General features: G+C 70.3%; 19 protein-coding genes, 2 rRNA genes, 1 pseudogene and 1 riboswitch. Of the genes and pseudogenes, 11 read left to right on the top strand and 11 right to left on the bottom strand.

Going from position 1 to position 22,387, the window contains the following annotated elements; all coding sequences use genetic code 11:
* Positions 1–11 precede the first annotated feature (11 nt).
* Genes A4A78_RS08190 through A4A78_RS08180 form a run of 3 tightly spaced genes read left to right on the top strand, consistent with a single transcriptional unit; the run spans position 12 to position 2,369 of the window.
* Positions 12–428: a RidA family protein gene (locus tag A4A78_RS08190; protein WP_062948193.1), complete on the top strand. Its 417-nt coding sequence runs from the start codon at positions 12–14 to the stop codon at positions 426–428.
* A 4-nt stretch (positions 429–432) separates the two neighbouring features.
* Positions 433–1,104 (top strand): DUF1028 domain-containing protein, encoded by a 672-nt coding sequence (locus A4A78_RS08185; protein WP_062948191.1) that lies wholly within the window; start codon positions 433–435, stop codon positions 1,102–1,104.
* Positions 1,101–2,369, top strand: coding sequence for a M20 family metallopeptidase (locus tag A4A78_RS08180; protein WP_231880994.1), 1,269 nt, complete (start codon positions 1,101–1,103; stop codon positions 2,367–2,369). The genes A4A78_RS08185 and A4A78_RS08180 overlap by 4 nt, the downstream gene beginning before the upstream one ends.
* A 28-nt stretch (positions 2,370–2,397) precedes the next feature.
* Here A4A78_RS08180 and A4A78_RS08175 read toward each other — a convergent pair whose 3' ends face one another.
* Both A4A78_RS08175 and A4A78_RS08170 read right to left on the bottom strand, forming a co-directional pair.
* The gene (locus A4A78_RS08175; RefSeq protein WP_062948189.1) at positions 2,398–3,459 is read right to left on the bottom strand and encodes a DUF418 domain-containing protein; all 1,062 of its coding nucleotides are present in this window, start codon (positions 3,457–3,459) and stop codon (positions 2,398–2,400) included.
* A 120-nt stretch (positions 3,460–3,579) separates the two neighbouring features.
* Positions 3,580–4,200 (bottom strand): TetR/AcrR family transcriptional regulator, encoded by a 621-nt coding sequence (locus A4A78_RS08170; protein ID WP_062948187.1) that lies wholly within the window; start codon positions 4,198–4,200, stop codon positions 3,580–3,582.
* A 140-nt stretch (positions 4,201–4,340) separates the two neighbouring features.
* Between A4A78_RS08170 and A4A78_RS08165 the strand changes: the two genes are divergently transcribed.
* The 7 genes from A4A78_RS08165 to thiC all read left to right on the top strand — a co-directional run bounded on the left by A4A78_RS08165 (position 4,341) and on the right by thiC (position 12,065).
* Positions 4,341–5,636 carry an MFS transporter gene (locus A4A78_RS08165; RefSeq protein WP_062948185.1) on the top strand — a complete coding sequence of 432 codons (1,296 nt, stop codon included), beginning with the start codon at positions 4,341–4,343 and terminating at the stop codon, positions 5,634–5,636.
* Between the two features lie 128 nt (positions 5,637–5,764).
* The gene (locus A4A78_RS08160) at positions 5,765–6,433 is read left to right on the top strand and encodes a DUF4282 domain-containing protein (RefSeq protein ID WP_062948183.1); all 669 of its coding nucleotides are present in this window, start codon (positions 5,765–5,767) and stop codon (positions 6,431–6,433) included.
* 89 nt (positions 6,434–6,522) lie between these two features.
* Positions 6,523–7,194, top strand: a complete 672-nt coding sequence (locus tag A4A78_RS08155; RefSeq protein WP_062948181.1) for an RNA polymerase sigma factor — start codon at positions 6,523–6,525, stop codon at positions 7,192–7,194.
* Entirely contained in the window at positions 7,191–8,543 is a 1,353-nt protein-coding gene (locus A4A78_RS08150) for a serine/threonine-protein kinase (RefSeq protein WP_062948179.1), read from the top strand. Before A4A78_RS08155 ends, A4A78_RS08150 begins: the two co-directional genes overlap by 4 nt.
* A gap of 114 nt (positions 8,544–8,657) precedes the next feature.
* The gene (locus A4A78_RS08145) at positions 8,658–9,344 is read left to right on the top strand and encodes a hypothetical protein (protein WP_062948177.1); all 687 of its coding nucleotides are present in this window, start codon (positions 8,658–8,660) and stop codon (positions 9,342–9,344) included.
* Positions 9,345–9,346: 2 nt separating this feature from the next.
* Positions 9,347–10,063 carry an OmpA family protein gene (locus tag A4A78_RS08140; protein WP_062948175.1) on the top strand — a complete coding sequence of 239 codons (717 nt, stop codon included), beginning with the start codon at positions 9,347–9,349 and terminating at the stop codon, positions 10,061–10,063.
* 150 nt (positions 10,064–10,213) lie between these two features.
* A riboswitch (TPP riboswitch) is annotated at positions 10,214–10,328 on the top strand.
* Positions 10,326–12,065, top strand: a complete 1,740-nt coding sequence (gene thiC, locus A4A78_RS08135) for a phosphomethylpyrimidine synthase ThiC (protein ID WP_062948173.1) — start codon at positions 10,326–10,328, stop codon at positions 12,063–12,065. Its footprint overlaps the riboswitch before it by 3 nt.
* Before the next feature lie 170 nt (positions 12,066–12,235).
* Here the strand turns inward: thiC and A4A78_RS08130 are convergent, their stop codons facing one another.
* From A4A78_RS08130 to A4A78_RS08115, 4 genes are all read right to left on the bottom strand, one after another.
* Positions 12,236–12,466: a sulfurtransferase TusA family protein gene (locus tag A4A78_RS08130; protein WP_010552177.1), complete on the bottom strand. Its 231-nt coding sequence runs from the start codon at positions 12,464–12,466 to the stop codon at positions 12,236–12,238.
* 71 nt (positions 12,467–12,537) lie between these two features.
* Complete coding sequence (locus A4A78_RS08125) at positions 12,538–13,620, bottom strand: YeeE/YedE family protein (RefSeq protein ID WP_062948171.1); 1,083 nt, start codon at positions 13,618–13,620, stop codon at positions 12,538–12,540.
* Positions 13,621–13,694: 74 nt separating this feature from the next.
* A complete protein-coding gene (locus A4A78_RS08120) occupies positions 13,695–14,018 on the bottom strand; it encodes a hypothetical protein (protein ID WP_062948169.1) in 324 nt (107 codons plus the stop codon).
* 121 nt (positions 14,019–14,139) lie between these two features.
* Positions 14,140–15,030, bottom strand: coding sequence for a TolB family protein (locus A4A78_RS08115; RefSeq protein ID WP_062948167.1), 891 nt, complete (start codon positions 15,028–15,030; stop codon positions 14,140–14,142).
* Positions 15,031–15,172: 142 nt separating this feature from the next.
* Here A4A78_RS08115 and A4A78_RS08110 point away from each other — a divergent pair, with 142 nt between their 5' ends.
* Positions 15,173–16,423: an MFS transporter gene (locus A4A78_RS08110; RefSeq protein ID WP_062948165.1), complete on the top strand. Its 1,251-nt coding sequence runs from the start codon at positions 15,173–15,175 to the stop codon at positions 16,421–16,423.
* Between the two features lie 118 nt (positions 16,424–16,541).
* Here the strand turns inward: A4A78_RS08110 and A4A78_RS08105 are convergent.
* The 5 genes and pseudogenes from A4A78_RS08105 to A4A78_RS08080 form a co-directional block, all read right to left on the bottom strand.
* A pseudogene (locus A4A78_RS08105) lies at positions 16,542–16,824 on the bottom strand (DUF2277 domain-containing protein).
* Between the two features lie 878 nt (positions 16,825–17,702).
* Entirely contained in the window at positions 17,703–18,500 is a 798-nt protein-coding gene (locus tag A4A78_RS08095; protein WP_082835254.1) for an SDR family oxidoreductase, read from the bottom strand.
* A gap of 127 nt (positions 18,501–18,627) precedes the next feature.
* A complete protein-coding gene (locus A4A78_RS18350; RefSeq protein ID WP_062948161.1) occupies positions 18,628–18,918 on the bottom strand; it encodes a hypothetical protein in 291 nt (96 codons plus the stop codon).
* 520 nt (positions 18,919–19,438) lie between these two features.
* Positions 19,439–19,555, bottom strand: a 5S ribosomal RNA gene (rrf, locus tag A4A78_RS08085).
* A gap of 122 nt (positions 19,556–19,677) precedes the next feature.
* Positions 19,678–22,387: ribosomal RNA gene (locus A4A78_RS08080) — 23S ribosomal RNA — on the bottom strand; the annotation flags it as partial.

Genomic DNA, 22,387 nt, shown 5'->3' with positions numbered 1-22,387 from the left:
AGGAATCCTCCATGAAGCACACCCGGATCCGCCCGTTCAACACCAAGGACACCTATCGAGAGCAGAATCTCGACAACGATCTCGCTCAGGCCGTCGTGGCGAACGGGATCGTCTACCTGCGCGGACAGGTCGGCCAGGACTTGAAGACCACCGAGGTGGTCGGTAACGGCGACGTCGTCGCCCAGACGAACCAGGCGATGTCGAACATCAAGGAGCTGCTCGAGGAGGCCGGCTCCAGCCTCGAGGACATCGTGAAGCTCGTCGTCTATATGACCGACGTCCGCTACCGCGAGCCCGTCTACCAGGCGATGGGCAAGTGGCTCAAGGGCGTCCACCCGGTCTCCACCGGCATCATCGTCTCGGGCTTCGCCCGTCCCGAGTGGGTCGTGGAGATCGACGCGACCGCCGTGATCTCGAAGGAGGACTGACCCGATGACCTTCTCCATCGTGGGCCGTGACCCGAGCACCGGGGCTCTCGGCATCGCCTTGACCTCGTCCTCGCCCTGCGTCGGAGCGCGGTGCATCCACCTGCGCGACGGGGTGGGTGCGGTGACCTCCCAGAACGTCACCGATCCGACCCTCGGTCCGAAGATCCTCGACCTGCTCGAGAGCGGGCTCGGAGCGCAGGAGGCGCTGGACCGGGCGCTCGACGGCTACGAGACCGCGCGCTTCCGCCAGCTCGCCGTGGTCGACGCCGCAGGCAGCATCGGGCACTTCAGCGGCGAGGGCACCCTGGGCACGCACGACGTCGTCGTCGGGGACCAGGTCGTCGCGGCCGGGAACCTGCTCTCCTCCCCCGAGGTGCCGCAGCGGATGGTCGACGCCTTCTCCGCGACGGAGGGGGAACTCGAGCTGAAGCTCCTGGCCGGGCTCGCTGCCGGCGAGAAGGCCGGCGGCGAGATGGGCGAGGTGCACTCGTGCGGCCTCTCGGTCGTCCACGACGCCGGCTGGCGCGTGACGGACGTGCGTGTGGACTGGGCCGATGGGCCGATCCAGCAGATGGGCGAGATCCTCACCCACTGGATGACCGAGCGCGACGCCTATGTCACCCGCGGTCTCCGCCCTAATCTCGCCCCCTCATACGGCGTTCCGGGGGACGAGTGATCGACGAGCACGACGCGACGGGCCGCGGGGCGATGCCCCGCGGCCCCGAGGGTGTCGCGACAACGGACGACACGGGTCATGGTCCCCACGCCGACCTGCTGAAGGAGCATGTGCGCGAGGAGATTTTCGCTCACCGCGAGGACCTCATTTCCCTCTCACGCGAGCTGCACAGCGAGCCCGAGCTCGGCTGGCAGGAGCATCGCTCGTCGCAGCGCGTCGGCGAGCGCCTCGGAGCGGCTGGCTTCGAGGTCACCCAGCCTTATCTGGGCCTGGAGACCGCACTGCACGCGGTGCACCCGTCGGGTGCCGCGGCCGGTCGGGACAGCGCGACCGCGGGGGCCGCTCCCCCTCTGCGCATCGGGATCATGGCGGAGTACGACGCTCTGCCCGGGCTCGGTCACGCCTGCGGGCACAACCTCATCTCGGCGATCACCGTGGGAGCCGCGACGGGCCTCTCCCGGGTCGCCGAGGCACTCGGGCTCCAGGTGGAGGTCTTCGGGACACCGGCCGAGGAGGGCGGCGGGGGCAAGATCGATCTGCTCGAGCGTGGAGCGTTCGAGGGACTCGATCTGGCGATGATGGCCCATCCCGGCCCAGTGGACGTCGCCCGGGCGGACCCGCTCGCGGTCGCGCACTGGGCGGTGAGCTACCACGGCCGTGCCGCGCACGCCTCCGCCTTCCCCACTGAAGGCGTCAATGCGGCTGATGCCTTCACCATCGCGCAGGTCGCGATCGGCCTGCTGCGTCAGCAGCTTCCCGCCACCACCCGCGTGCACGGCGTCGTGCTCGAGGCGGGGACAGCTCCGAACTCGATCGCCGGCAGTGCTCGAGGGCGCTGGTACGTCCGCGCGAAGGACCTCGAGGAGCTCGAGAGGGTCGAACAGCAGGTGCGGGCCTGTTTCGAGGCCGGCGCGCTGGCCACCGGGTGCCGACTCGAGATGGAGCTGGAGTCGAAGCCGTACGCCAGCTTCAAGCGCGTGGACGAGCTCGACGCGCTCTACACCGCGAACGCCGAGCGGCTCGGCAGGGTGTTCCGCCCGGATCATCCGGGCGCGAGGATGGCGAACGCCTCGACCGACATGGGCAACGTCTCCCAGGCAGTGCCGTCCCTCCATCCCTACGTGGGGCTGGACTGCTACCCGGTGCTGAATCATCAGGCGGAGTTCGCGGACGCGACCCTCGGTCCCGTCGCGGAGCAGGCGCTGCTCGACGCCGCCACCGCCCTTGCGTGGACGGCGATCGATCGAGCGCTGGCCGAGCGTTGACGCCAGCGGCCTCCTCCACCGGCAGCGATCAGACCGAATCTCGCCCCCGCACCCCACTCCACGTCGCCCAGCGCCACAGCCGCTCCAGCGGCCCCTGCCCGTACCGGGCCAGCCACCAGCGCGAGAGCAGTGACTGGACGACCAGCAGCAGCACGCATCCGCCCCAGATCGCGAACATCTCCGTGCCTCCGATCAGCACGCTGTCCCGCCCGAGCAGGCCCGACAGCGGGGCGTACAGCGGCCATCCGACGAGCACGCCGATCACGGACGCACCGACGTAGTTGGTCAGCGCCATCCGCCCCAGCGGCGCGAACACCGCCTCGAGCAGGCCGCGCAGCGGGGTGTGCAGGAGCACGGCGAGCACGCCCACCAGCGCCATGCCGCTGAGCAGGCCGGCGACGGAGCTGACCGCATCGAAGCCGGCGGTCTCGGGGCTCAGCAGCTGCAGGACGACGAACGGGGCGGCCGCGGCACCGGCGGCGAGAGCGAGCAGCGCACCTGGACGCACGGACTCCTCGGCGCGGCGCGGCAGATCGGCCTCGGCGAGCGCGAGCCCGAGCAGGAACAGGCCCGGGATCAGCACCATCCCGCCGACCGGTGCCGCGACGGCGGTGAGCACCAGGCCGGCCGCCGCCGCGATGCGGGTCCGCCACGGCCGCGGGAGGAAGGAGGCGGGCAGCAGCACGGCGATGCCGATGATCGCGTAGATGAGCAGCGCCTCGCCGGGCTGCAGGAGCTGATGCAGCACCCCCAGCCCGCCGAGGGTCGCGAGCCTACGCAGGAGCACCAGGCGGGGGCGGGCGGCGCGGCGCTCGGCGGAGGCGAGCAGCATCCCGAAGCCCACCCCGAACAGCAGGGAGAAGATCGGGAAGAAGCGCTGCTGGACGAGCAGCTGCTGCAGGGTGTGGCTGAGCGGCGGGACGCCGTCGTCCCACTGCACGAAGACGCCGAGGATCGTGGCGACGTTCGCGAACAGGATCCCGGCGACCGCGACGCCGCGCACCATGTCGAGGACGAGCAGGCGCCGCCGCTTCGCGGGGGCGGGGACAGCCGGTGCGGCCAGGGCCGGGGCAGGGGGCGAGGAGGTCATGGGCCCATGGTGCGGGCGACCCCGCGGGCGTCGCATCAGCTCACGGTGCGATCCTGCCCGCACGCTCGTCCCCCTGCAGTCGGAGGCCACTAACGACCTGAGGTTCCCGCCGTTGCGGGCTCAGCCGCGCAGCAGCTCCGCGAGGATCCCGAGGCTCCCCTCGAGGTCGACCTCGTCGTCGAGCAGCCACTGGGTCTGCAGCCCGTCGGAGGCGGCGACGACGAGCGCGGCGACCTTGTCGACGTCGAGGTCCTCGCGCAGGGTGCCCTCCTCCTGCTGGCGCCTCAGCGCGCGGGCCGCGCTCTCCCGCACATGCTCAAAGCGTCGGGTGAAGTACTGCCGGGTCTCGCTCTCGCCGTCCTCGAGGGCCGAGGCGACGAGGGTCGAGTAGAGGTGGACGTAGCCGCGGCGCTCGACGTTGACGCGCGCCGCCCGTTGCATGCGCTCGACGGCGCCGAGGTCCTCGGGCTCCTCGGCGCGCAGCTCCTGTCGATGGGTCTCGGTGTGCTCGTAGAGCGCGAGCAGCAGCTGCTCCCGGGAGCGGAAGTAGTGCAGCAGGGCGCCGTGGGAGACCCCGATCTCCTCGGCGACGCGCCGCAGGGAGGTCCCCTCGGGCCCTCTCTCCCGGAACACCTCCAGGGCCCGGTCGAGGATCTCCTGACGCCGCGCGATGCCCTTGGAGTACGAGCCGCGGCGACCGATCTGGACGTCGTCGTCCCTGGTCTCGGGTGTGGTGGCCATGGCCCGATCCTAGGCCGGTCGAAAAACCTCCACCTGCCGGCATAAAACCTCCGTGCGCATGTTTTCTGGGTTATGCTCGCCGCCACGCCCGACCGACGGGTCTCTGCACCGACGACGATGTACCGATCCGGGAGGATCGCATGAGCGCAACGACGCAGCCCGGCACCACCTCCGCACCTCCGGCCCCGACCGGACCGACCACCCCCGTCAGCGCAGCCTTCATGGCCCGCTACGCCCTGGCCTACTTCGGCATGTGGGTCGCGCTGCTGACCCCCACCTCCCTCACCCTCGGGGTGCGGGCCAAGCAGGTCGCACCGGACGGCGCGGCCGAGCTGCTGTCCCTCGTGCTCGGGGTCGGCTCCGCCCTGGCGATCATCTGCAACCCGCTGTTCGGCAAGCTCAGCGACCGCACCCGCTCCCGTCATGGGATGCGGCGCCCGTGGATCGTGGGCGGCGCGCTGGTGGGGACCGTCGGCCTCGCACTGGTCGCCCTCGCGCCGAACGTGCCGCTGCTGGTGCTCGGCTGGGCGATCACCCAGGGCTCCTTCAACGCGGTGCTCGGCGCGCTCACCGCGATCCTGCCCGACCAGGTGCCCTCCGCGCAGCGCGGCCGGATGTCGGGGCTGCTGGGCCTGTGCGGCCCGCTCGGCATCGTGACCGGCACCTTCGTCGCCTCCCGGGTGGACCAGAGCGTGGCGCTGATGTTCCTGCTGCCGGCCGCGATCGGTCTCGCCGCGATCCTCCTGTTCGCGCTCCCCCTGCGCGACCGTCGCCTCCCCGCGGACCACCCGCTGCCCGCGTACAGGCTCGGCGAGTTCCTGCGGAGCTTCTGGGTCAATCCCTTCACCCACCGCGACTACGGCATCGCCTGGTTCAGCCGTCTGTTCATGAACTGGGGCTACGCCACCGGCATGAGCTACCAGGTCCTGTATCTCACCGACGGGCTCGGGATCGAGGTCGCGGTGGTGGCGGGCATCGCCTTCATCGCCTCCTCCGCACTGCAGGTGACGGCGGTGGTGTTCAGCGGGCTCGGCGGCTGGCTCTCGGACCGCATGGGCAGCCGCAAGAAGGTCGTGATGATCGCCGCGGTCTTCCTCGCCGCCGGGCTGGCCGTGGTCGCCTTCTCCGACAGCGTCCCCGCCTTCATCATCGGCGTCGCGATCGCGGGCGTCGGCCAGGGGCTGTACGTCTCGGTCGAGCTCGCGATCGTGGCCGAGGTCGTCACCGACACCACCACCTCCGCGCGTGACTTCGGCGTCTCCAACATCGGCAACACGCTCCCGCAGACGCTCGTGCCCGTGATCGCGCCGATCGCTCTTGCAATGCCGATGGTCGGCGGGGGCGGCGGGGAGAGCTTCGCGGCGCTGTTCCTGCTCGGCTCGGTGCTCACCCTGGTCGGCGCCGTGCTGATCCTGCCGATCCGCGCCTTCCGCTGACGCACAGGCGGACTGCTCCCCCGCCGCCCCTGCCCGCGGGCTACGGTGAGCGTCGGGGTGGGAACGGCGGCGCGGGGGCGCCGACGACCTCCTCCTCGTCCATCAGATCTCGCAGAAGGAGTCGCACCATGTCGCAGCCGCCCGAGGGCAGCAACCCGCTGGATCCGCAGCACGGACAGGGCTCCGCGCCCGAGCCGTCGAGCGGCGGATTCGGCGCCCAGGACCAGGCCCCCTCCGCGGGCGGGGCCGGGCAGGATCCCTACGCCGCCCCGTCGTCGGACCCCTACGGCCAGCAGACCGCCGCCGCGTCCGGCCAGCAGGACGCCTGGGGTGCGCAGAGCGCGCCGTCGGCCCCGCAGCCGCCCGCCCAGGACCAGGCCTGGGGCTCCGCGCAGAGCCCCGCGGCCGCGCCCTACCCCGCCACCGGCGGCGGCGCCTCCGGGGACGGCCGCTTCGGCGAGGCAGGCTTCTTCAAGGCGCTGTTCGACTTCAAGTTCGAGCACTTCATCACCGTGAAGTTCTCGTCCTTCCTCTACGTCATCGCGTTCGTCGTCGCAGCGCTGATGTGGCTGATGAGCATCATCAACGGCATCTTCCTCGGCATCGCCTGGGGCAGCATGAACAGCTTCTACGGCGAGGGCGGCTTCAACGCGTTCCCGCTGATCCTCTCGATCCTTTTCGGCTGGATCCCCTCCGTGATCGCGCTGATCGCGATGCGCCTCGGGCTCGAGTTCGCGGTCGCGACCGTGCGCACGGCCCAGAACACCGGCCGCATCGCGGAGGCCTCGCAGCGCTGACCTCGCTCCGGGCCTGGCCGGCCCACATGTCGTCCTGAACGGGGCGTCCGCCGCTCGGCGGGCGCCCCGTTCGCGATAGGCTCGCAAGCATGGGGACGGAGTGGGGACCGCCGCCGGGGACGACGGCGCAGCACGGCGATGAGCTGGCACGACATCTGCAGGCAGGGCGCCTCGACGCCGCGCGCCGCACGGCCGACGAGCTCCTCGCGGTCGACGGCCAGGACGAGGTGCTCGCCCTCCTCGCCGAGCACGCCGGATCGAGCCCCGCCGCGCTCGAGCTCTTCGTCGAGGTGCTGGACGGCACCGGGGTGGTGCACCGCTTCGCCGGGGCCGCGCTGCTGGATCCCGGTGCGGTCGAGGACGTCGCCCAGGACTCGCTGATCTCGATCGCGGAGTCGATCCACCGCTTCGACGGCCGCTCCAAGGTCACCACCTGGGTGCATTCGATCGTCCGACGCCGCGTCGCGGACCATCTGCGGCGCCTGCGGGCCACGGTCGAGCTCGAGGAGCAGCACCGGTCCGCCGAGCGGATGAGCTCGATGACCGCCGAGCGCGTCAGCGTGCGGCAGGTGCTCGCGGATCTCCCGGACCTCTACCGCGTCCCCCTCGAGCTGCGTGACCTCGAGCAGCTGCCGTACGCGCAGATCGCCGCGAAGCTGGACCGCGCCGAGGGCACCGTGAAGTCGCAGGTCAGCCGCGGCCGGGCGATGCTCGCCGGTCGGCTGGGCGCGGGCGATCCCGTGCCCGGGGCTCCCGCGTGACGGCGCTCGGCGAGCGCTACCGCCTGGGCGGGGTGATCGGCGCGGGCTCCTTCGCGACGGTGCATCGTGCGCGGGACGAGCGGCTCGACGCGGATGTCGCGGTGAAGGTGCTCGCGGAGAACCACAGCCTGAACCCGGAGATCCGCGAGCGTTTCATCGCCGAGGGCCGCAGCCTGCGCCGCGTCGGCGGGCGCCACCTCGTCTCCGTCCACGACATCGACCAGAACGAGCGCCAGCAGCCCTATCTGGTGCTCGAGCTCGCCGACCGCGGCTCCCTGCGCCGCCGCGTCGAGGAGCTGCGCGCGGGCGGCTGGCGCGCCGCCGGCGCCGACGTCCTCGCCGTGGCGAGGCCCCTCGCCGCGGCGGTCGCCGCCGTGCACCGCGCCCAGCTGGTCCACCGCGATCTCAGCCCCGGGAACCTGCTGCTGACCAGCACCAGCGGTGAGGCGGCGCGCGCCGTTGGCATCGAGTCCTCACCGTCGGCCGTGGTGCGCGCCGACGAGCGGCTCCTCGTCGCCGACCTCGGGATGTGCAAGGACCTCGCCCGCAGCTCCGGCCTGACCGTCGCGGCGGGCACCGACGGGTTCCGCCCGCCAGAGCAGTCCCGCACCGGCACCGTCGACATCCGCGCCGACATCTGGGCGATGTCCGCGCTGCTGCGCTGGCTGATCGACGACGCCGAGATGCCGCAGGCGCTCCAGGACGTCCTCAACCGGGGCCTCTCCGAGGATCCCGCCGCACGCCAGGCCGAGGCGACGGAGTGGCTCGCCGAGATCGAGGAGGCGCTCGCCCTTCCCCCGCCCGCTCGTCCGACGGGCGGCGCCGACCCCGAGACGGTCGGCGCCTCGGCCGCGAACGGCACTGCGGGAGCTGTCGACGGTGCGCCGGGGGCCGACGGCGATGCGGGCGCCCGCCCCAGCGCGGCCGACAGGACCACCGCGCACACGACGACCTCGCAGTCCGCGGAGGGTTCAGACGCTGACGTCCCCGCCGCAAGCCCGCGCCGCCGCGCCCTCCTCGTCGCGCTGCCGGCGCTCGCGCTCGGCGTCGGCCTCGGGGCCGGGGCGCTGCTGGGACTGGACGCGTCCGCCCCGTCTGCCGCCGGTTCGTCCTCCCTCGAGATCGCCGGACCCGAGGAGATCCGCGTGGGCGAGCAGGCGGTGTTCACCGCCGAGATGGCGGGCGTGGACTCGTGGGTGTGGACGCTGCCCACGGGCGAGCACCTCGTCGACGCCCAGCAGGCGACGCTGACCGCCTCGGGACCGGGGCGCGCCGAGCTGGTGCTGCGCGCCCGCACCGCGAAGGGCCAGGAGCTGGAGGCACGGCGCGTGGTGAGGGTCCACGCGTGACCGCTCGAGGAATTGGCCCAGATCCGATGCAACCGATCCGCTCCGGCCGACGACATACATCGTGAGAGAACATCCCCGGCGGCCGCGCAGCCGCCCGAGAGAAGGAGTCCGACCATGACCGCTCACCGCATCCGTCTCACCACCCGGCGCGGGGCCCTGCTGGCCCTCGCCTCGCTCGGCGCGCTGTCGCTCGCGGCCTGCACCACCGGCGGCGACGCCGAGTTCGAGGAGTCCGGTGGGAACGAGGCCGGCGACGGCGGCTCCGACAGCGACTCCGGCGACCAGGAGCAGCCGGCCGCGTCCGACGGCGGCGGGGAGGAGGGCTCCGCGGGCGGTGCGGACGATGCGCAGGCAGCCTCTTCCGTCGACCCGGCCGACGCGATCGCCACGCTCGAGTACCCCATCGCATCCGACGAGGCGGAGGGGACGATGACCGTGGGCCTGCACCACCTGCGCCGGCGCGGCGAGACCCTCGAGCTGCTGCTCACCTTCACCCCGGAGTTCACCGAGCCCGGCGCCTTCACGCTCTTCGACCTGCACGGCGACAACCACTCCGTGGTGGCGCCGGCCCTCGTGGACCGTGCGAACCTCACCCGCTACGACATCCTGAACACCAGCAAGAGCTACGACAGCCCGGCGATGTGGAACAGCACGCAGAACGTGATCGAGCTCTCCTCCGGCGACACCCAGGCGTACTGGGCGAACTTCGCCGCCCCGATCGACGACATCACCGCGATCGACGTCGTGATGGGCGCGGGCCCCTCCTTCGAGGACGTGCAGATCGAGGCCGAGGAGGGATGAGGATGCTCCGCACGACTCCGCAGCCCGAGGCGACGCACCTCTCTCCCGCCGACCCGTCGCCCCGTCGCGCCGAGCCGCCCCGACACGGCGCCCCGCGCCCTACGGCCGAGCCGTCGGCGGCCCGGGCCGCCCGCCGACGGGCCACGGCCGCCGCCTCGCTCGCGGCATCCGCCCTGCTGCTGGCCCTCGGCGCGCCCGCGGCCTTCGCCGAGGGCGAGACGAAGGGCCCGCCCGAGCAGCCCTTCGAGATCACCGACGAGATCCTCCAGCGCTCGATCACGGTCTACGACCCGGCACGCTCGATCACCGAGTGCGAACCCGCCCGCTCGATCACGGAGCTCGGCGGCAGCGAGCCCGCCGAGGACGAGGTGATCGTGCTCGAGGCCGACATCCTCTTCCCCTCCAACGCCTGGGACCTCTCCGTCGGGGCCGCCGCCCGCATCGTCGAGCTCGCCGCCGAAATCCCCGAGGGCACGACCGTGCAGGTGGGCGGGCACACCGACTCTCTGCCCGTGGACCGCTCGCAGTATGACTTCGACAACCAGCAGCTCTCGGAGAACCGCGCCCAGGCGGTCGCCGACGCGCTCGCGGCGGAGCGCCCCGATCTCACCCTCGAGGTCACCGGGCACGGCGATGCGAAGCCGTCCGCCGCAGGAGGCGGAGGGGACGACGCCGGCAATGCGGCGGACCGCCGCGTCGAGCTGCGCTACGGGGACTGACCAGGCCCCACCCTTCAGGACGAGCGGCCGACGGGCCCTGGCGCGGACCTCTACGCGGCAGGGCCCGTCGGCCGTGGCGGTCCGGCGCCCCTCGCGGACGCCGCGGACGTGCACGCCGCGGACGCGACCGCATGCGTCTGCTACGGTCGTCGCCGATCCCTCGGGTGCCCGTCGCAACGGGCTGAGATCGAACTGTCGCGGTTCGAGCACCGACCGAACCTGCCCCGGGTCATGCCGGCGAAGGAAGAAGGAGAGCGACTGCATGTCCGCACGCCCTGAGAACTACCCCACCCACAGCCTCGGCCACCTGGAGGACCCCGCGCACGGCCTGCGGGTGCCCGTCACCCGCATCGCCCAGGACCCCTCCCCCGCCGGGACGGCCAACCCGCCGCTGGACGTGTACCGCACCGCCGGTCCCGGCTGCGTCCCGGAGGAGGGCCTGCCGCCGCTGCGCGAGGAGTGGATCCGGCGCCGCGGCGACGTCGAGGAGTACGCGGGCCGGGACCGCGATCTGTCCGACGACGGGCGCGGTGCGGTGCGCCGCGGCGAGGCCAGCGCCGAGTGGCGCGGCGAGAGCCGGCCCCCGCTGCGCTCCCTCCCGGGCCGGTGCGTCACCCAGATGCACTACGCCCGTCGCGGCGAGATCACCCCGGAGATGCGCTATGTCGCGCTGCGGGAGGGCCGCGACGTGGAGCTGGTGCGCAGCGAGGTCGCGGCGGGTCGCGCGGTCATCCCCGCGAACGTGAACCATCCCGAGGCGGAGCCGATGATCATCGGCCGCAGCTTCCTGGTGAAGGTCAACGCGAACATCGGCAACTCGGCGGTGACCTCCTCGATCGCCGAGGAGGTCTCCAAGCTCGAGTGGGCCACCCGCTGGGGCGCCGACACCGTCATGGACCTCTCCACCGGGGACGACATCCACACCACCCGCGAGTGGATCCTGCGCAACTCCCCGGTGCCCATCGGGACCGTCCCCATCTACCAGGCGCTGGAGAAGGTGAACGGGGACGCGAACGCGCTGACCTGGGAGATCTTCCGGGACACCGTGATCGAGCAGAGCGAGCAGGGCGTGGACTACATGACGATCCACGCCGGGGTGCTGCTGCGCTACGTGCCGCTGACCGCGAACCGGGTCACGGGGATCGTCTCGCGCGGCGGCTCCATCCTGGCCGGCTGGTGCCTGGCCCGGCACCGGGAGAACTTCCTCTACGAGCACTTCGACGAGCTGTGCGAGATCTTCGCCCGCTACGACGTCTCCTTCTCCCTCGGCGACGGACTGCGGCCCGGCTGCCTCGCCGACGCGAACGACGCCGCGCAGTTCGCCGAGCTCGACACCCTCGCCGAGCTGACCCGTCGGGCGTGGGAGCACGACGTGCAGGTGATGGTCGAGGGCCCGGGGCACGTGCCGCTGCACCTGGTGCGCGAGAACGTGGAGCGCCAGCAGGAGCTGTGCGACGGCGCGCCGTTCTACACCCTCGGCCCGCTGGTCACCGACGTGGCGCCGGCCTACGACCACATCACCTCCGCCATCGGCGCGACGGAGATCGCCCGCTACGGCACCGCGATGCTCTGCTACGTCACGCCGAAGGAGCACCTCGGGCTCCCGGACCGCGACGACGTGAAGACCGGGGTGATCACGTACAAGATCGCCGCGCACGCGGCCGATGTCGCCAAAGGGCATCCCGGTGCCCGCGAGCGCGACGACGCCCTGTCGAAGGCCCGCTTCGAGTTCCGCTGGCGGGACCAGTTCGGGCTCTCGCTGGATCCGCAGCTGGCCGAGGAGTACCACGACGAGACCCTGCCGGCCGAGCCCGCGAAGACCGCGCACTTCTGCTCCATGTGCGGGCCGAAGTTCTGCTCGATGAGGATCTCGCAGGACATCCGCGACACCTACGGCGACGCCGCCTCCCAGGAGCGGATCGCCCAGGAGGGCATGGCCGAGAAGTCGCGGGAGTTCCGCGAGCGGGGCGGCACCGTGTACCTGCCGACGCCGCGGTTCTGATCCCTGCCGACACGGCGGTCCTGATCCCCGTCGGTCCGTGGAGCGCGCCGCGGCGTTCGCGGGCCCCGAGGGCCGGGGGCGGGGGCGCGCACAGGCGCCGACGCACCCGGCCGTCGGCCGGTCATCGATCCGGAGCCGGTCGGCTTCGGCCCGGGGCTGGCCGGGTCGGGTCAGGCGCCCTTGCGGACCGTGATCGTCCAGCCGGCCTCGCCGGTGCGGTCGAAGGCGACGACCTCGTGACCGTCCGTCGCCGCCCACTGGGGCAGGGAGTCGGTGGCCTGGGTGCAGTCGAAGTCGATGATCAGGTCATCGCCCGTGCTCAGCTGCTGCATCGCGTTCTTCGCGTCGATCAGCGGGAACGGGCAGACGGAGCCGTTGGTCTGGAGGGTGTAGGCGGCCATGGGAGCGGTCCTTCCGAAGGAGGGTCGGGGCAAATTCTGGGTGCTGTTCGGTGAGCTGGTGAGCGGGGCGGTCAGGAGGCGGGGGTGAGCACCGGGGCGGGGCGGTTGGCCTCGGCGGCGCGCTGCGGGCGCTGCAAGAAGAACCAGGCCGCGCCCCAGGTGCCGAGCATGATCGCGACCAGCGAGACCCAGCCCTGGTAGCTGAACAGGCTGGTCTCCACCAGGGAGTTGCCGATGGTGCAGCCGCCGGCGAGCGCAGCGCCGACGCCCATCGCGACGCCGCCGCCGGCGCTGCGCAGGATGGTCTGGGAGTCCGGGACGCGCCAGCGGAACTCGCCGGAGAGCTTCGCAGCGACGAAGGAGCCGACGAGGATGCCGAGCACGAGCATCACCGACCAGTCCACGAGGGTCACGTCGCCCGTGGTCAGGAAAGTGGCGATCTTGGCCGACGGGGTGGTGATGCCGAGCCCGCCGTTGCGGCCCGCCGCGGTGGACAGCAGCCACGCGGCGATCGCGATCAGACCCAGCAGCACGCCGCCCACCCAGGGGCTCCAGGGGATGTCGGCGAGGTAGTGGCCGAGGCCGGTGCGACGAGCCGGGAGCTTCACGGAGGGGCGCCCCGCGGCGGCGCGAGCCTTGGCGGCGCGGTACCGGCGCACGACGAGCACGGCGACGATCGCGCTGAACACGAGGGTGGGGACCCAGACGCTCACGCCGAGGGTCTCGTGGATCGTGGAGTCGGCGACGGTGCGGGCGCGGGCGGCCTCGGTGAAGCCGCCGAGCGGGCCGTACTTCATCACGGCCGCGAACAGGGCGTAGAAGATCAGCGCGACCCAGGAGCCGATGAGACCCTCGCCGGCGCGGTAGTAGATGCCGGTCGCACAGCCGCCGGCCATGATGATGCCGACGCCGAAGATCAGTCCGCCGCCGATCACGGCGAGCGGGGCGAAGGAGGCGGGCTCGGGGGCGAGCATGCCCATGCCGGTCAGCGCGGCGACGCCGACGGCCTGGATCGCGATGGCGAGCAGGAAAGGGGTGAAATAGCGGGTGGAGCGGGTGAGGTAGAGGTCGCGGAACGCGCCGGTCACGCAGAACCGGGAGCGCTGCAGGACGTAGCCGAGCACGGCGCCGAGGAGGAGGCCGGTGAGGATCATGCGCACCAGGCTAGCTAATGGGCGCCATAAGGGAAACCGTGGGTGAAGTGTGAACGTCCGGCCGCGGAGGCACGTCAGCCGATGCGCCCTCCGTAGCCGCGCTGGGCGGCCTTGTCCTTCAGATCAGCGAAGACCTTGCCGAGGCCGGTGGGCTCGGGCTCGTCCTCCGAGGGCAGCTCGATGTACTCCACGATCGAGCGCATCGTCGCCACGTCGATGCTGGGCATCCCGCCGGCCAGGAGAGTGCCGATCCGCTCGCCGACCAGGGTCTCGAGCCTGTCGGCCGCGTCGGCCCCACGCTTCTCGCGGGTCTCCTCGAGGCGCTCGTGCAGCATGCGCGCAGCGACGGGCGAGGCAGGGATCGGCTCGGGGTGTCCGGCGACGGTGATCTGTTCCATGGCGCTCCGCATCGGATCGAGGGGGCCGGGCGGCTGCGACCGGCTCCGAGCAGGGTACCGGGAGGCCCGGGGAGCGGCCCGGGGAGTCTGCAGAGCAGCGGTCGCAGCAGGCCGCGCCCTCTCAGTCGTGCAGCCCGTCCACGGGGTAGTCCACATAGGCGATCGAGCGGCCGTCCGGGGACCAGCTGTGCACGTTCATCGTGCCCTGGCCGCCGAACACACGGGCGAGGTCGCGGATCCCCGTGCCGTCGGCCGCGCACAGCCGCACGATCACGTCCTTGTCCGCGGGATGGCCCTCGGTGCCGGGCGGGAAGCTGACATAGGCGAGGCGGCTGGAGTCGGGCGAGACGTGCGGGAACCAGTTCACGCGCTCGTCGTAGGTGAGCTGCTCGATGCCGGTGCCATCGGGGCGCATGCGGAACAGCTGGGCGTGGCCGGAGACGGTGCGCGCCCGCTCGGAGTTGAAGTAGATCCACTGTCCGTCGGGCGAGTACTCGGAGCCGTCGTCGGGGAACTCGTCGTCGGTGAGCTGCACGTCCTCGCCGCCCGCGGCAGGGATCGTGAAGACGTTCGGCGGGGCCCAGTTCCCCTCCGCGTCGGCGGTCAGCCCGATGTAGGCGAGGGTCGTGCCGTCGGGACTGACGCCGTGGAGGAAGTGGAGGCGGCCGTCGTCGTTCGTGATACGTCGGGGGGTGCCGCAGGCGAGCGGGGCCCGGTAGATGTGCCAGTCCATGCAGGAGACGAAGATGTGCTCCCCGTCGGGGTCGAGGACGTGGTCGTTGTTGAGCTCGGGGAGATCGCCGAGGTCGATCCGCTCCGGCGTGGAGCCCGGTCCGACGGGAAGGCGGAAGAGGTGGCCGTCGCCGTTGACGTACAGCGAGGAGCCGTCCAGGGACCAGTTCGGGGCCTCGTAGAGAGTGTCTGCGGACTCGTGGACGAGGGTGCGCTCCCCGCTGTCGACGTCGAGGGTAAAGATGCGGGAGCGCCGGCCGGGAGCGAGGGTGCGTGCCATGAGGGGATTCTGCCCGACCCCGTTCCATCCCTCACCCCGCCCTGGCCCGGGCCCCTCCCCCGCCCTTACGATCGGTGGGTCCCCCTCCGCTTCCAGCGTCGGCAGCGAGTCCCCACCCCGTCCCGCCGCTGGAGGTCCCCCGATGACGCAGTCGCACGCTCCCCAGGCGCCGCTCTCCCCCGGACGTCTGCGCCTGGTGATCCTCGCGATGGCGCTCGGCGCCTTCGCGATCGGCACCACCGAGTTCGCCTCGATGGGGCTCCTGCCGCAGATCGCGCGAGACCTCGACGTCTCGACCCCGCAGGCCGGGATGCTCATCACCCTGTACGCGCTGGGCGTCGTGATCGGCGCACCGCTGGTGACGATCGCAGCCGTGAAGATGCCGCGGGCGAGGCTGCTGGTGCTGCTCATCGCGCTGATCGGGCTGGGCAATCTGCTCTCCGCCATGGCACCGAGCTTCTCGGTGCTGGCCGCCGCGCGCTTCGTCGCGGGCCTCCCCCACGGCGCGTTCTTCGGCGTCGCCTCGCTGGTCGCGGCGCGCCTGTCCCCGCCCGGACGGCGAGCCCGCTCCGTCTCGCTGGTGATGCTGGGCCTGACGATCGCGACGATGCTGGGCGTGCCCGCCTCCACCGCCTTCGGGCAGGTCGTCGGCTGGCGCTCTGCGTACGTGATCGTCGTGGTCGTCGCCGCTCTCAGCACGATCGCGATCTGGCGCCTGGTGCCCGAGCCCGAGGGCGCCGGGGTCACCGGCTCGATCCGCGGTGAGCTGCGGGCGCTGCGCCGGGCGCAGGTGTGGTTCGCGCTCGGCATCGGCTCGATCGGGTTCGGCGGCATGTTCGCGGTGTACAGCTACATCGGCGAGATCGTGCCCGGGGTGATGGGGCTCGGCGAACGGGCGGTGCCGGTGGCGCTGTTCGTGTTCGGCGTGGGCATGACGATCGGCAACGTGCTCGCCGGTCGCGCCGCGGACCGCAGCCTCTACGGCACGATCTTCACCGGCCTGATCGGCATGACGGTGAGCCTCACGGTCTTCGCCCTCGTGGCGGAGAACGCGATCGCCGGGATGCTCCTGCTGTTCGCCCTCGCGGTCACCTCGCAGTTCATGGGCCCCTCGCTGCAGCTGTTCCTGCTGGACGCCTCGCCGGATGCGCCCTCGCTCGCCGCGGCTCTGCACCACTCGGCGCTGAACATCGGCAACTCCCTCGGCGCGGCGCTGGGCGCGGCCGTGCTCGCCGTCGGCTGGGGCCTGCTCGCCCCGGCCTGGACGGGCGTGGCCCTCGCGATCGCCGGTCTCGGCATCGCCGGCTGGTCCTTCGCCGTGCACCGCCGCCAGCAGGCGCGCGCCGCCGTCGAGGCGCCGACGACGACCGACGGGGTCCCCGCGGTCTGCTGACCCGGCTCGGGCCACTGACCGGGACCGGCCTGCACAAAGGGGACTCCAGCGGCACGGCGTGGAGCTGAGCTCCCCGGCGTGCTGCTGGAGTCCCCTTCGTGCAGACGCCGCCCTCGGCTCAGGACGCGGCGGGCGCCCCGAACCGCTTCGCGTTGCGGGCCCGGGCCTTCTCCCGCTCCACCTCGCGGTCCTTCGGCGGGGCGGAGGCGACGAGATCGGCGAGCAGGTGCTCGGTGGCGTGGGCGATATCCGCCACCGCCCGCTCGAGCATCTCGGCGTTGGCCTGCGAGGGCTTCGTCATCCCGCTGACCTTGCGCACGTGCTGCGGTGCGGCATCGTGCACCTCCTGCGAGGTGGCCTCCGGGCTCCACGTTGTGGAGGGGTCGGATGCTGCGGCACATGCCGTCAGGCTGGCACGTGCCGCGCGAGCCGTCGAGCCGGCCCTGCCGTCACGATCCTGCGCAGGACGATCCACCGGTCCATGACCCTTCCTCGCACGCCGCCCCCGTGGTGACACGGCCATGACCACGACCGATCCTGCCACCGGTGTCCTCGTCATCGGCCAGATCGCCCGAGATCTCGTGCTCCGCGTCGAGCACTGGCCACCATCCAGCGGCAGCGCCCGCGTCGCCGAGCGACGGGAGATGCTCGGCGGAAGGGCGCCGATCAGGCGGTCGCTCCGCGGCATCTCGAGGCGCCGGTGCTCCTGCTCGGCGTCGCCGGGACCGACTGGACGAGGCCGTCGACGGGGCGGCCCGCGACCGGCTGCTCGGGGCGGCCGACGTGGTGCGGACGGACGCCGCGGAGACGCATCTGATGACCGGCATCGAGCCGGCCGATCACGGGGCGGGCCGCCTCGCAGCCCGGGGCGCCCTCGACGCCGGGGCCGGGTTCGTCGCGCTCTCCGTCCCCGACGGCGATCTCGTGGTGTGGCCGGAGGGCGAGCAGCTGGTGTCGCACCGAGCGGGTCGCCGATCCGGCCGACGCTGGCGACGCCTTCCTCGCGGGCCTCACCACCGGCCTGCGCCGGGACGAGCTCCCGGAACAGGCCGCGCCGCGGGCGGGTGCGGCGGCGCCGTCGACCGTGCGGCGGCTGGGTGGGCGGCCCGACCTGCGCGCCCAGCGCCCGGCAGACGGCTGACCCCCAGCCGGGTCCCGCGAACCGGGCTCCTGGGCAACCGGCCGGAGGCGCTGCCGAGGAGGACGTCCTGCCGAACCGAGCGAGCCGGACGGTGCATGCCCGCTCACGGTGCCGGCGGCGTCACGGGACTGCCCGGTCTCAGGGGCGGCGCCAGGCATCGTCGACCGTCGCCGCCGCGCCCTGCGGCCCCATCTGCAGCATCCCGCCGTCCACGGCCCAGGAGGCTCCCGTGACGTAGGAGGCCTGGGGGGAGGCGAGGAAGGCGATGACGGCCGCGACCTCGCGAGCGTCCCCGGGCCGCCGCAGCGGCACGCCGGGGCGCTCCTCGGTGCGGGGATCCTGATCGGTCTGCCCGGTCATGGGGGTCGCGATCTCCCCGGGCGCGACGGCGTTGGCCGTGATGCCGTGCTCGCCCAGCTCGAGGGCGATGGTCTTCAGCAGCCCGCCGAGGCCGTGCTTGGCGGCGTCGTAGGCGGAGGATCCGACCTTCGGCTGGTGCTCGTGCACGCTGGTGACCCCGATGAGCCGTCCGCCGTTCCCGGCCTGGACGAGGTGGCGAGCGGCGGCCTGCAGGCAGACGAACGCGCCGTCGAGGTCGACGGCCATGACGTCGCGCCATGTCCCCAGCGGCGTGTCCAGGAAGAGGGTGCTGTGGCCGGAGCCGGTGCACTGCACGAACACGTCGAGCCCGCCGAGTTGCGCGACAAGCCGGTCCACGACGCCCCCGGCCCTCTCGAGGTCGGAGGTGTCGAGGTGGGCGACGACGGCCTCGCGGCCGTGGCTGCGGACCTCCTCGGCCGTGCCCTCGGCGCCCTGCCGGTCGGTGTTGAAGGTGATGCCCACGTCCATCCCGGCCTCGGCCAGGGCGACCGCGGTGGCCCTGCCGATCCCGGAGTCGGAGCCGACGACGACAGCACGGGTGGGGGCGAAGGACATGGGATGCTCCTGTGGGTCGGGTCGGGTCACACGGTCGAGGCGGGGAAGGTGCGCGTAGCGGAGGGGGACGGCCGTCCGGCCGTCCCCCTCCACGTTCACGGGGCGCAGGAGCTGAGCCCCACGGGCCTCAGGAGCTCTGGCCACCCTTGCGGCCGGCCTCGCTGGGGTCGGCGGAGTTCTTCTCGCCGAAGCTGCCCGAGCTCTCCTGGCCGCCCTGGCGACCGGCCTGGCTCGGATCGGCCGAGTTCTTCTCGCCGAAGCTGCCCGAGGACTCCTGGCCGCCCTGCCGGCCGGCCTGGCTCGGATCGGCCGAGTTCTTCTCACCGAAGCTGCCGGTGCTGGCCTCGCCGCCCTTCTGGGCCTGCTGCTCGGTGTCGTTCCGGTTGCCGAACTGTCCGGAGTTGTTCTGATCAGCCATGATGGAACTCCCTTCCTGTTCGCCGGTCAGTGTGCCCGGCTGAGCCATCTGCTCGTGGCAGTGACGCTAGGACTCTCCCTCGGTGCCTGGCAACGTAACGACCCGTCCGGTCGACCGCCTTGCAAGTCCGTGCCGGGGGGCCGACCATGCGCGCGACACGTACGGACCATCGTCCGACTCACCGCGAAGCCACCGCCACGAGCTCCCGTCGAGAGCTCTCCGCTGCGGGACGTGCCGAGCGGATCGTCAGTCGTCGGGGAGACGTAGCCCTTCGGTTCGGTGCATCGGTGCACGTGACGCAGCACCGAGGAGTCCCTCATGGCGGAAGCACTCGACATTGGACGATCCGCGCCCATGACTGCACCCCGCCGCTGCGCCAGGCGTCGGAGATGCTTCTGACCGTGCCCGCGAGGAGCGAGAACGCGCGCCATAGTGCGTACAGATCCCGGGCATGACAAAGGGAGTGGAGGAGGCGAACACCCCGCAGGGGTTCAAGCACTCCTCCACTCCCAGTGAAGATGTCCGGCGGCGACCTACTCTCCCACACCCTCCCGAGTGCAGTACCATCGGCGCGATCGAGCTTAGCTTCCGGGTTCGGAATGGAACCGGGCGTTTCCTCGACGCTATGACCGCCGTAACACGATGAGACACAACCAGCCACCCACCCACACCAGAAACGGTGCCGGCAGCAGGGTTGTTCCCCAAGAACCGCACAGTGGACGCGAACACACACAGAGTAAACAACAAGCACAAAGAATGTTGTTGTAAGTCATCGGCCATTAGTACCAGTCAGCTCCACACATTGCTGTGCTTCCACATCTGGCCTATCAACCCAGTCATCTACTGGGGGCCTCACACACCTCAAGGGTGCAAGGATATCTCATCTCGAAGCAGGCTTCCCGCTTAGATGCTTTCAGCGGTTATCCCTTCCCGACGTAGCCAACCAGCCATGCCCTTGGCAGAACAACTGGCACACCAGAGGTCAGTCCATCCCGGTCCTCTCGTACTAGGGACAGGACTTCTCAAATATCCAACGCGCGCAGCGGATAGGGACCGAACTGTCTCACGACGTTCTAAACCCAGCTCGCGTACCGCTTTAATAGGCGAACAGCCTAACCCTTGGGACCAACTCCAGCCCCAGGATGCGACGAGCCGACATCGAGGTGCCAAACCATGCCGTCGATATGAGCTCTTGGGCAAGATCAGCCTGTTATCCCCGGGGTACCTTTTATCCGTTGAGCGACACCCATTCCACAATGAGGTGCCGGATCACTAGTTCCTGCTTTCGCACCTGCCCGACATGTCTGTCTCGCAGTCAAGCTCCCTTGTGCACTTACACTCAACACCTGATTGCCAACCAGGCTGAGGGAACCTTTGAGCGCCTCCGTTACTCTTTAGGAGGCAACCGCCCCAGTTAAACTACCCATCAGACACTGTCCCTGATCCGGATCACGGACCGAGGTTAGGAATCCAGAACGACCAGAGTGGTATTTCAACGACGACTCCACACTCACTGGCGTGAATGCTTCCCAGTCTCCCACCTATCCTACACAAGCCGTCCCGAACACCAATATCAAACTATAGTAAAGGTCCCGGGGTCTTTCCGTCCTGCTGCGCGTAACGAGCATCTTTACTCGTAATGCAATTTCGCCGAGTTCGCGGTTGAGACAGTGGAGAAGTCGTTACGCCATTCGTGCAGGTCGGAACTTACCCGACAAGGAATTTCGCTACCTTAGGATGGTTATAGTTACCACCGCCGTTTACTGGGGCTTAAATTCTCAGCTTCGAACTCCGAAGAGCTCTAACCGGTCCTCTTAACCTTCCAGCACCGGGCAGGCGTCAGTCCGTATACAGCGTCTTACGACTTCGCACGGACCTGTGTTTTTAGTAAACAGTCGCTTCTCCCTGGTCTCTGCGGCCCTCTCCGCTCTCACGGATCGGGCCCCCCTTCTCCCGAAGTTACGGGGGCATTTTGCCGAGTTCCTTAACCACGATTCTCTCGAACGCCTCGGTATTCTCTACCTGATCACCTGAGTCGGTTTAGGGTACGGGCGACCGTATTCGTCACGCCGGAACTTTTCTAGGCAGTACAGGATCACTCACCTACGCCCATACGGGATCCCCATCACGTCTCACCCTCATGGCCCCAGCATTACCCGGGGCCGGGCTGCACGCTTAGACGGACTATTCCATTAAGTCCGCGGAAGCTACCTCTCTGCGTCATCCCACGCGCTGACCTACTACGACCTTGGTTCCCAGCCTCACCACCATCCACACCCCGAAGGGTGCGGTGGCAGCTCGGGTGGTTAGCATCAGCCGCCTCGGTATGGGTCCTCCTACGATCGGTTCGGGAATATCAACCCGATGTCCATCGACTACGCCTGTCGGCCTCGCCTTAGGTCCCGACTAACCCAGGGCGGATAAACCTGGCCCTGGAACCCTTGATCAATCGGCGGACGGGTTTCTCACCCGTCTTTCGCTACTCATGCCTGCATTCTCACTCGTACAGCCTCCACCACTGGGTTCCCCCGCGGCTTCACCGGCTGTACGACGCTCCCCTACCCACCCCAACACACGTTAGAGTGACACAGCTTCGGCGGTGTGCTTGAGCCCCGCTACATTGTCGGCGCAGAATCACTTGACCAGTGAGCTATTACGCACTCTTTCAAGGGTGGCTGCTTCTAAGCCAACCTCCTGGTTGTCTCAGCAACTCCACATCCTTTTCCACTTAGCACACGCTTAGGGGCCTTAGCTGATGTTCTGGGCTGTTTCCCTCTCGACTATGAAGCTTATCCCCCACAGTCTCACTGCTGCGCTCTCACGTACCGGCATTCGGAGTTTGGCTAAGGTCAGTAACCCGGTGGGGCCCATCGCCTATCCAGTGCTCTACCTCCGGCACGAAACACGCAACGCTGCACCTAAATGCATTTCGGGGAGAACCAGCTATCACGAAGTTTGATTGGCCTTTCACCCCTATCCACAGGTCATCCCCTCCATTTTCAACTGAAGTGGGTTCGCGCCTCCACGCGGTCTTACCCGCGCTTCACACTGCCCATGGATAGATCACTTCGCTTCGGGTCTAGAGCCGGCGACTGAACGCCCCGTTCAGACTCGCTTTCGCTACGGCTACCCCACACGGGTTAACCTCGCCACCGACCACTAACTCGCAGGCTCATTCTTCAAAAGGCACGCCGTCACCCCTCAAGGCTCCGACGGATTGTAAGCGCACGGTTTCAGGTACTATTTCACTCCCCTCCCGGGGTGCTTTTCACCTTTCCCTCACGGTACTTGTCCGCTATCGGTCACAAGGTAGTATTCAGGCTTACCAGGTGGTCCTGGCAGATTCACACCGGATTTCACGGGCCCGGTGCTACTCGGGAACAGCGTCACGCCGCGCACTGGTTTCGTCTACGGGGGTCACACCCTCTACGCCACCGCACTCACCACGGCTTCGACTACCACTGCGCGT

The sequence above is a fragment of the Brachybacterium sp. sponge genome, assembly GCF_001613775.1.
Classification (GTDB): Bacteria; Actinomycetota; Actinomycetes; order Actinomycetales; family Dermabacteraceae; genus Brachybacterium; species Brachybacterium conglomeratum.
Note: the sequence above shows the minus strand (reverse complement) of the source record. Positions and strands in the feature narration are given on the sequence as shown.

What these genes read in the sequence shown, in the direction of transcription:
- A4A78_RS18350 (WP_062948161.1), bottom strand. Translation starts at nt 18,918, where the DNA reads ATGGCTGATCAGAACAACTCCGGACAGTTCGGCAACCGGAACGACACC.
- A4A78_RS08185 (WP_062948191.1), top strand. Translation starts at nt 433, where the DNA reads ATGACCTTCTCCATCGTGGGCCGTGACCCGAGCACCGGGGCTCTCGGC.
- A4A78_RS08155 (WP_062948181.1), top strand. Translation starts at nt 6,523, where the DNA reads ATGGGGACGGAGTGGGGACCGCCGCCGGGGACGACGGCGCAGCACGGC.
- thiC (WP_062948173.1), top strand. Translation starts at nt 10,326, where the DNA reads ATGTCCGCACGCCCTGAGAACTACCCCACCCACAGCCTCGGCCACCTG.
- A4A78_RS08170 (WP_062948187.1), bottom strand. Translation starts at nt 4,200, where the DNA reads ATGGCCACCACACCCGAGACCAGGGACGACGACGTCCAGATCGGTCGC.
- A4A78_RS08190 (WP_062948193.1), top strand. Translation starts at nt 12, where the DNA reads ATGAAGCACACCCGGATCCGCCCGTTCAACACCAAGGACACCTATCGA.
- A4A78_RS08145 (WP_062948177.1), top strand. Translation starts at nt 8,658, where the DNA reads ATGACCGCTCACCGCATCCGTCTCACCACCCGGCGCGGGGCCCTGCTG.
- A4A78_RS08115 (WP_062948167.1), bottom strand. Translation starts at nt 15,030, where the DNA reads ATGGCACGCACCCTCGCTCCCGGCCGGCGCTCCCGCATCTTTACCCTC.
- A4A78_RS08095 (WP_082835254.1), bottom strand. Translation starts at nt 18,500, where the DNA reads ATGTCCTTCGCCCCCACCCGTGCTGTCGTCGTCGGCTCCGACTCCGGG.
- A4A78_RS08175 (WP_062948189.1), bottom strand. Translation starts at nt 3,459, where the DNA reads ATGACCTCCTCGCCCCCTGCCCCGGCCCTGGCCGCACCGGCTGTCCCC.
- A4A78_RS08140 (WP_062948175.1), top strand. Translation starts at nt 9,347, where the DNA reads ATGCTCCGCACGACTCCGCAGCCCGAGGCGACGCACCTCTCTCCCGCC.
- A4A78_RS08120 (WP_062948169.1), bottom strand. Translation starts at nt 14,018, where the DNA reads ATGGAACAGATCACCGTCGCCGGACACCCCGAGCCGATCCCTGCCTCG.
- A4A78_RS08125 (WP_062948171.1), bottom strand. Translation starts at nt 13,620, where the DNA reads ATGATCCTCACCGGCCTCCTCCTCGGCGCCGTGCTCGGCTACGTCCTG.
- A4A78_RS08110 (WP_062948165.1), top strand. Translation starts at nt 15,173, where the DNA reads ATGACGCAGTCGCACGCTCCCCAGGCGCCGCTCTCCCCCGGACGTCTG.
- A4A78_RS08165 (WP_062948185.1), top strand. Translation starts at nt 4,341, where the DNA reads ATGAGCGCAACGACGCAGCCCGGCACCACCTCCGCACCTCCGGCCCCG.
- A4A78_RS08130 (WP_010552177.1), bottom strand. Translation starts at nt 12,466, where the DNA reads ATGGCCGCCTACACCCTCCAGACCAACGGCTCCGTCTGCCCGTTCCCG.
- A4A78_RS08160 (WP_062948183.1), top strand. Translation starts at nt 5,765, where the DNA reads ATGTCGCAGCCGCCCGAGGGCAGCAACCCGCTGGATCCGCAGCACGGA.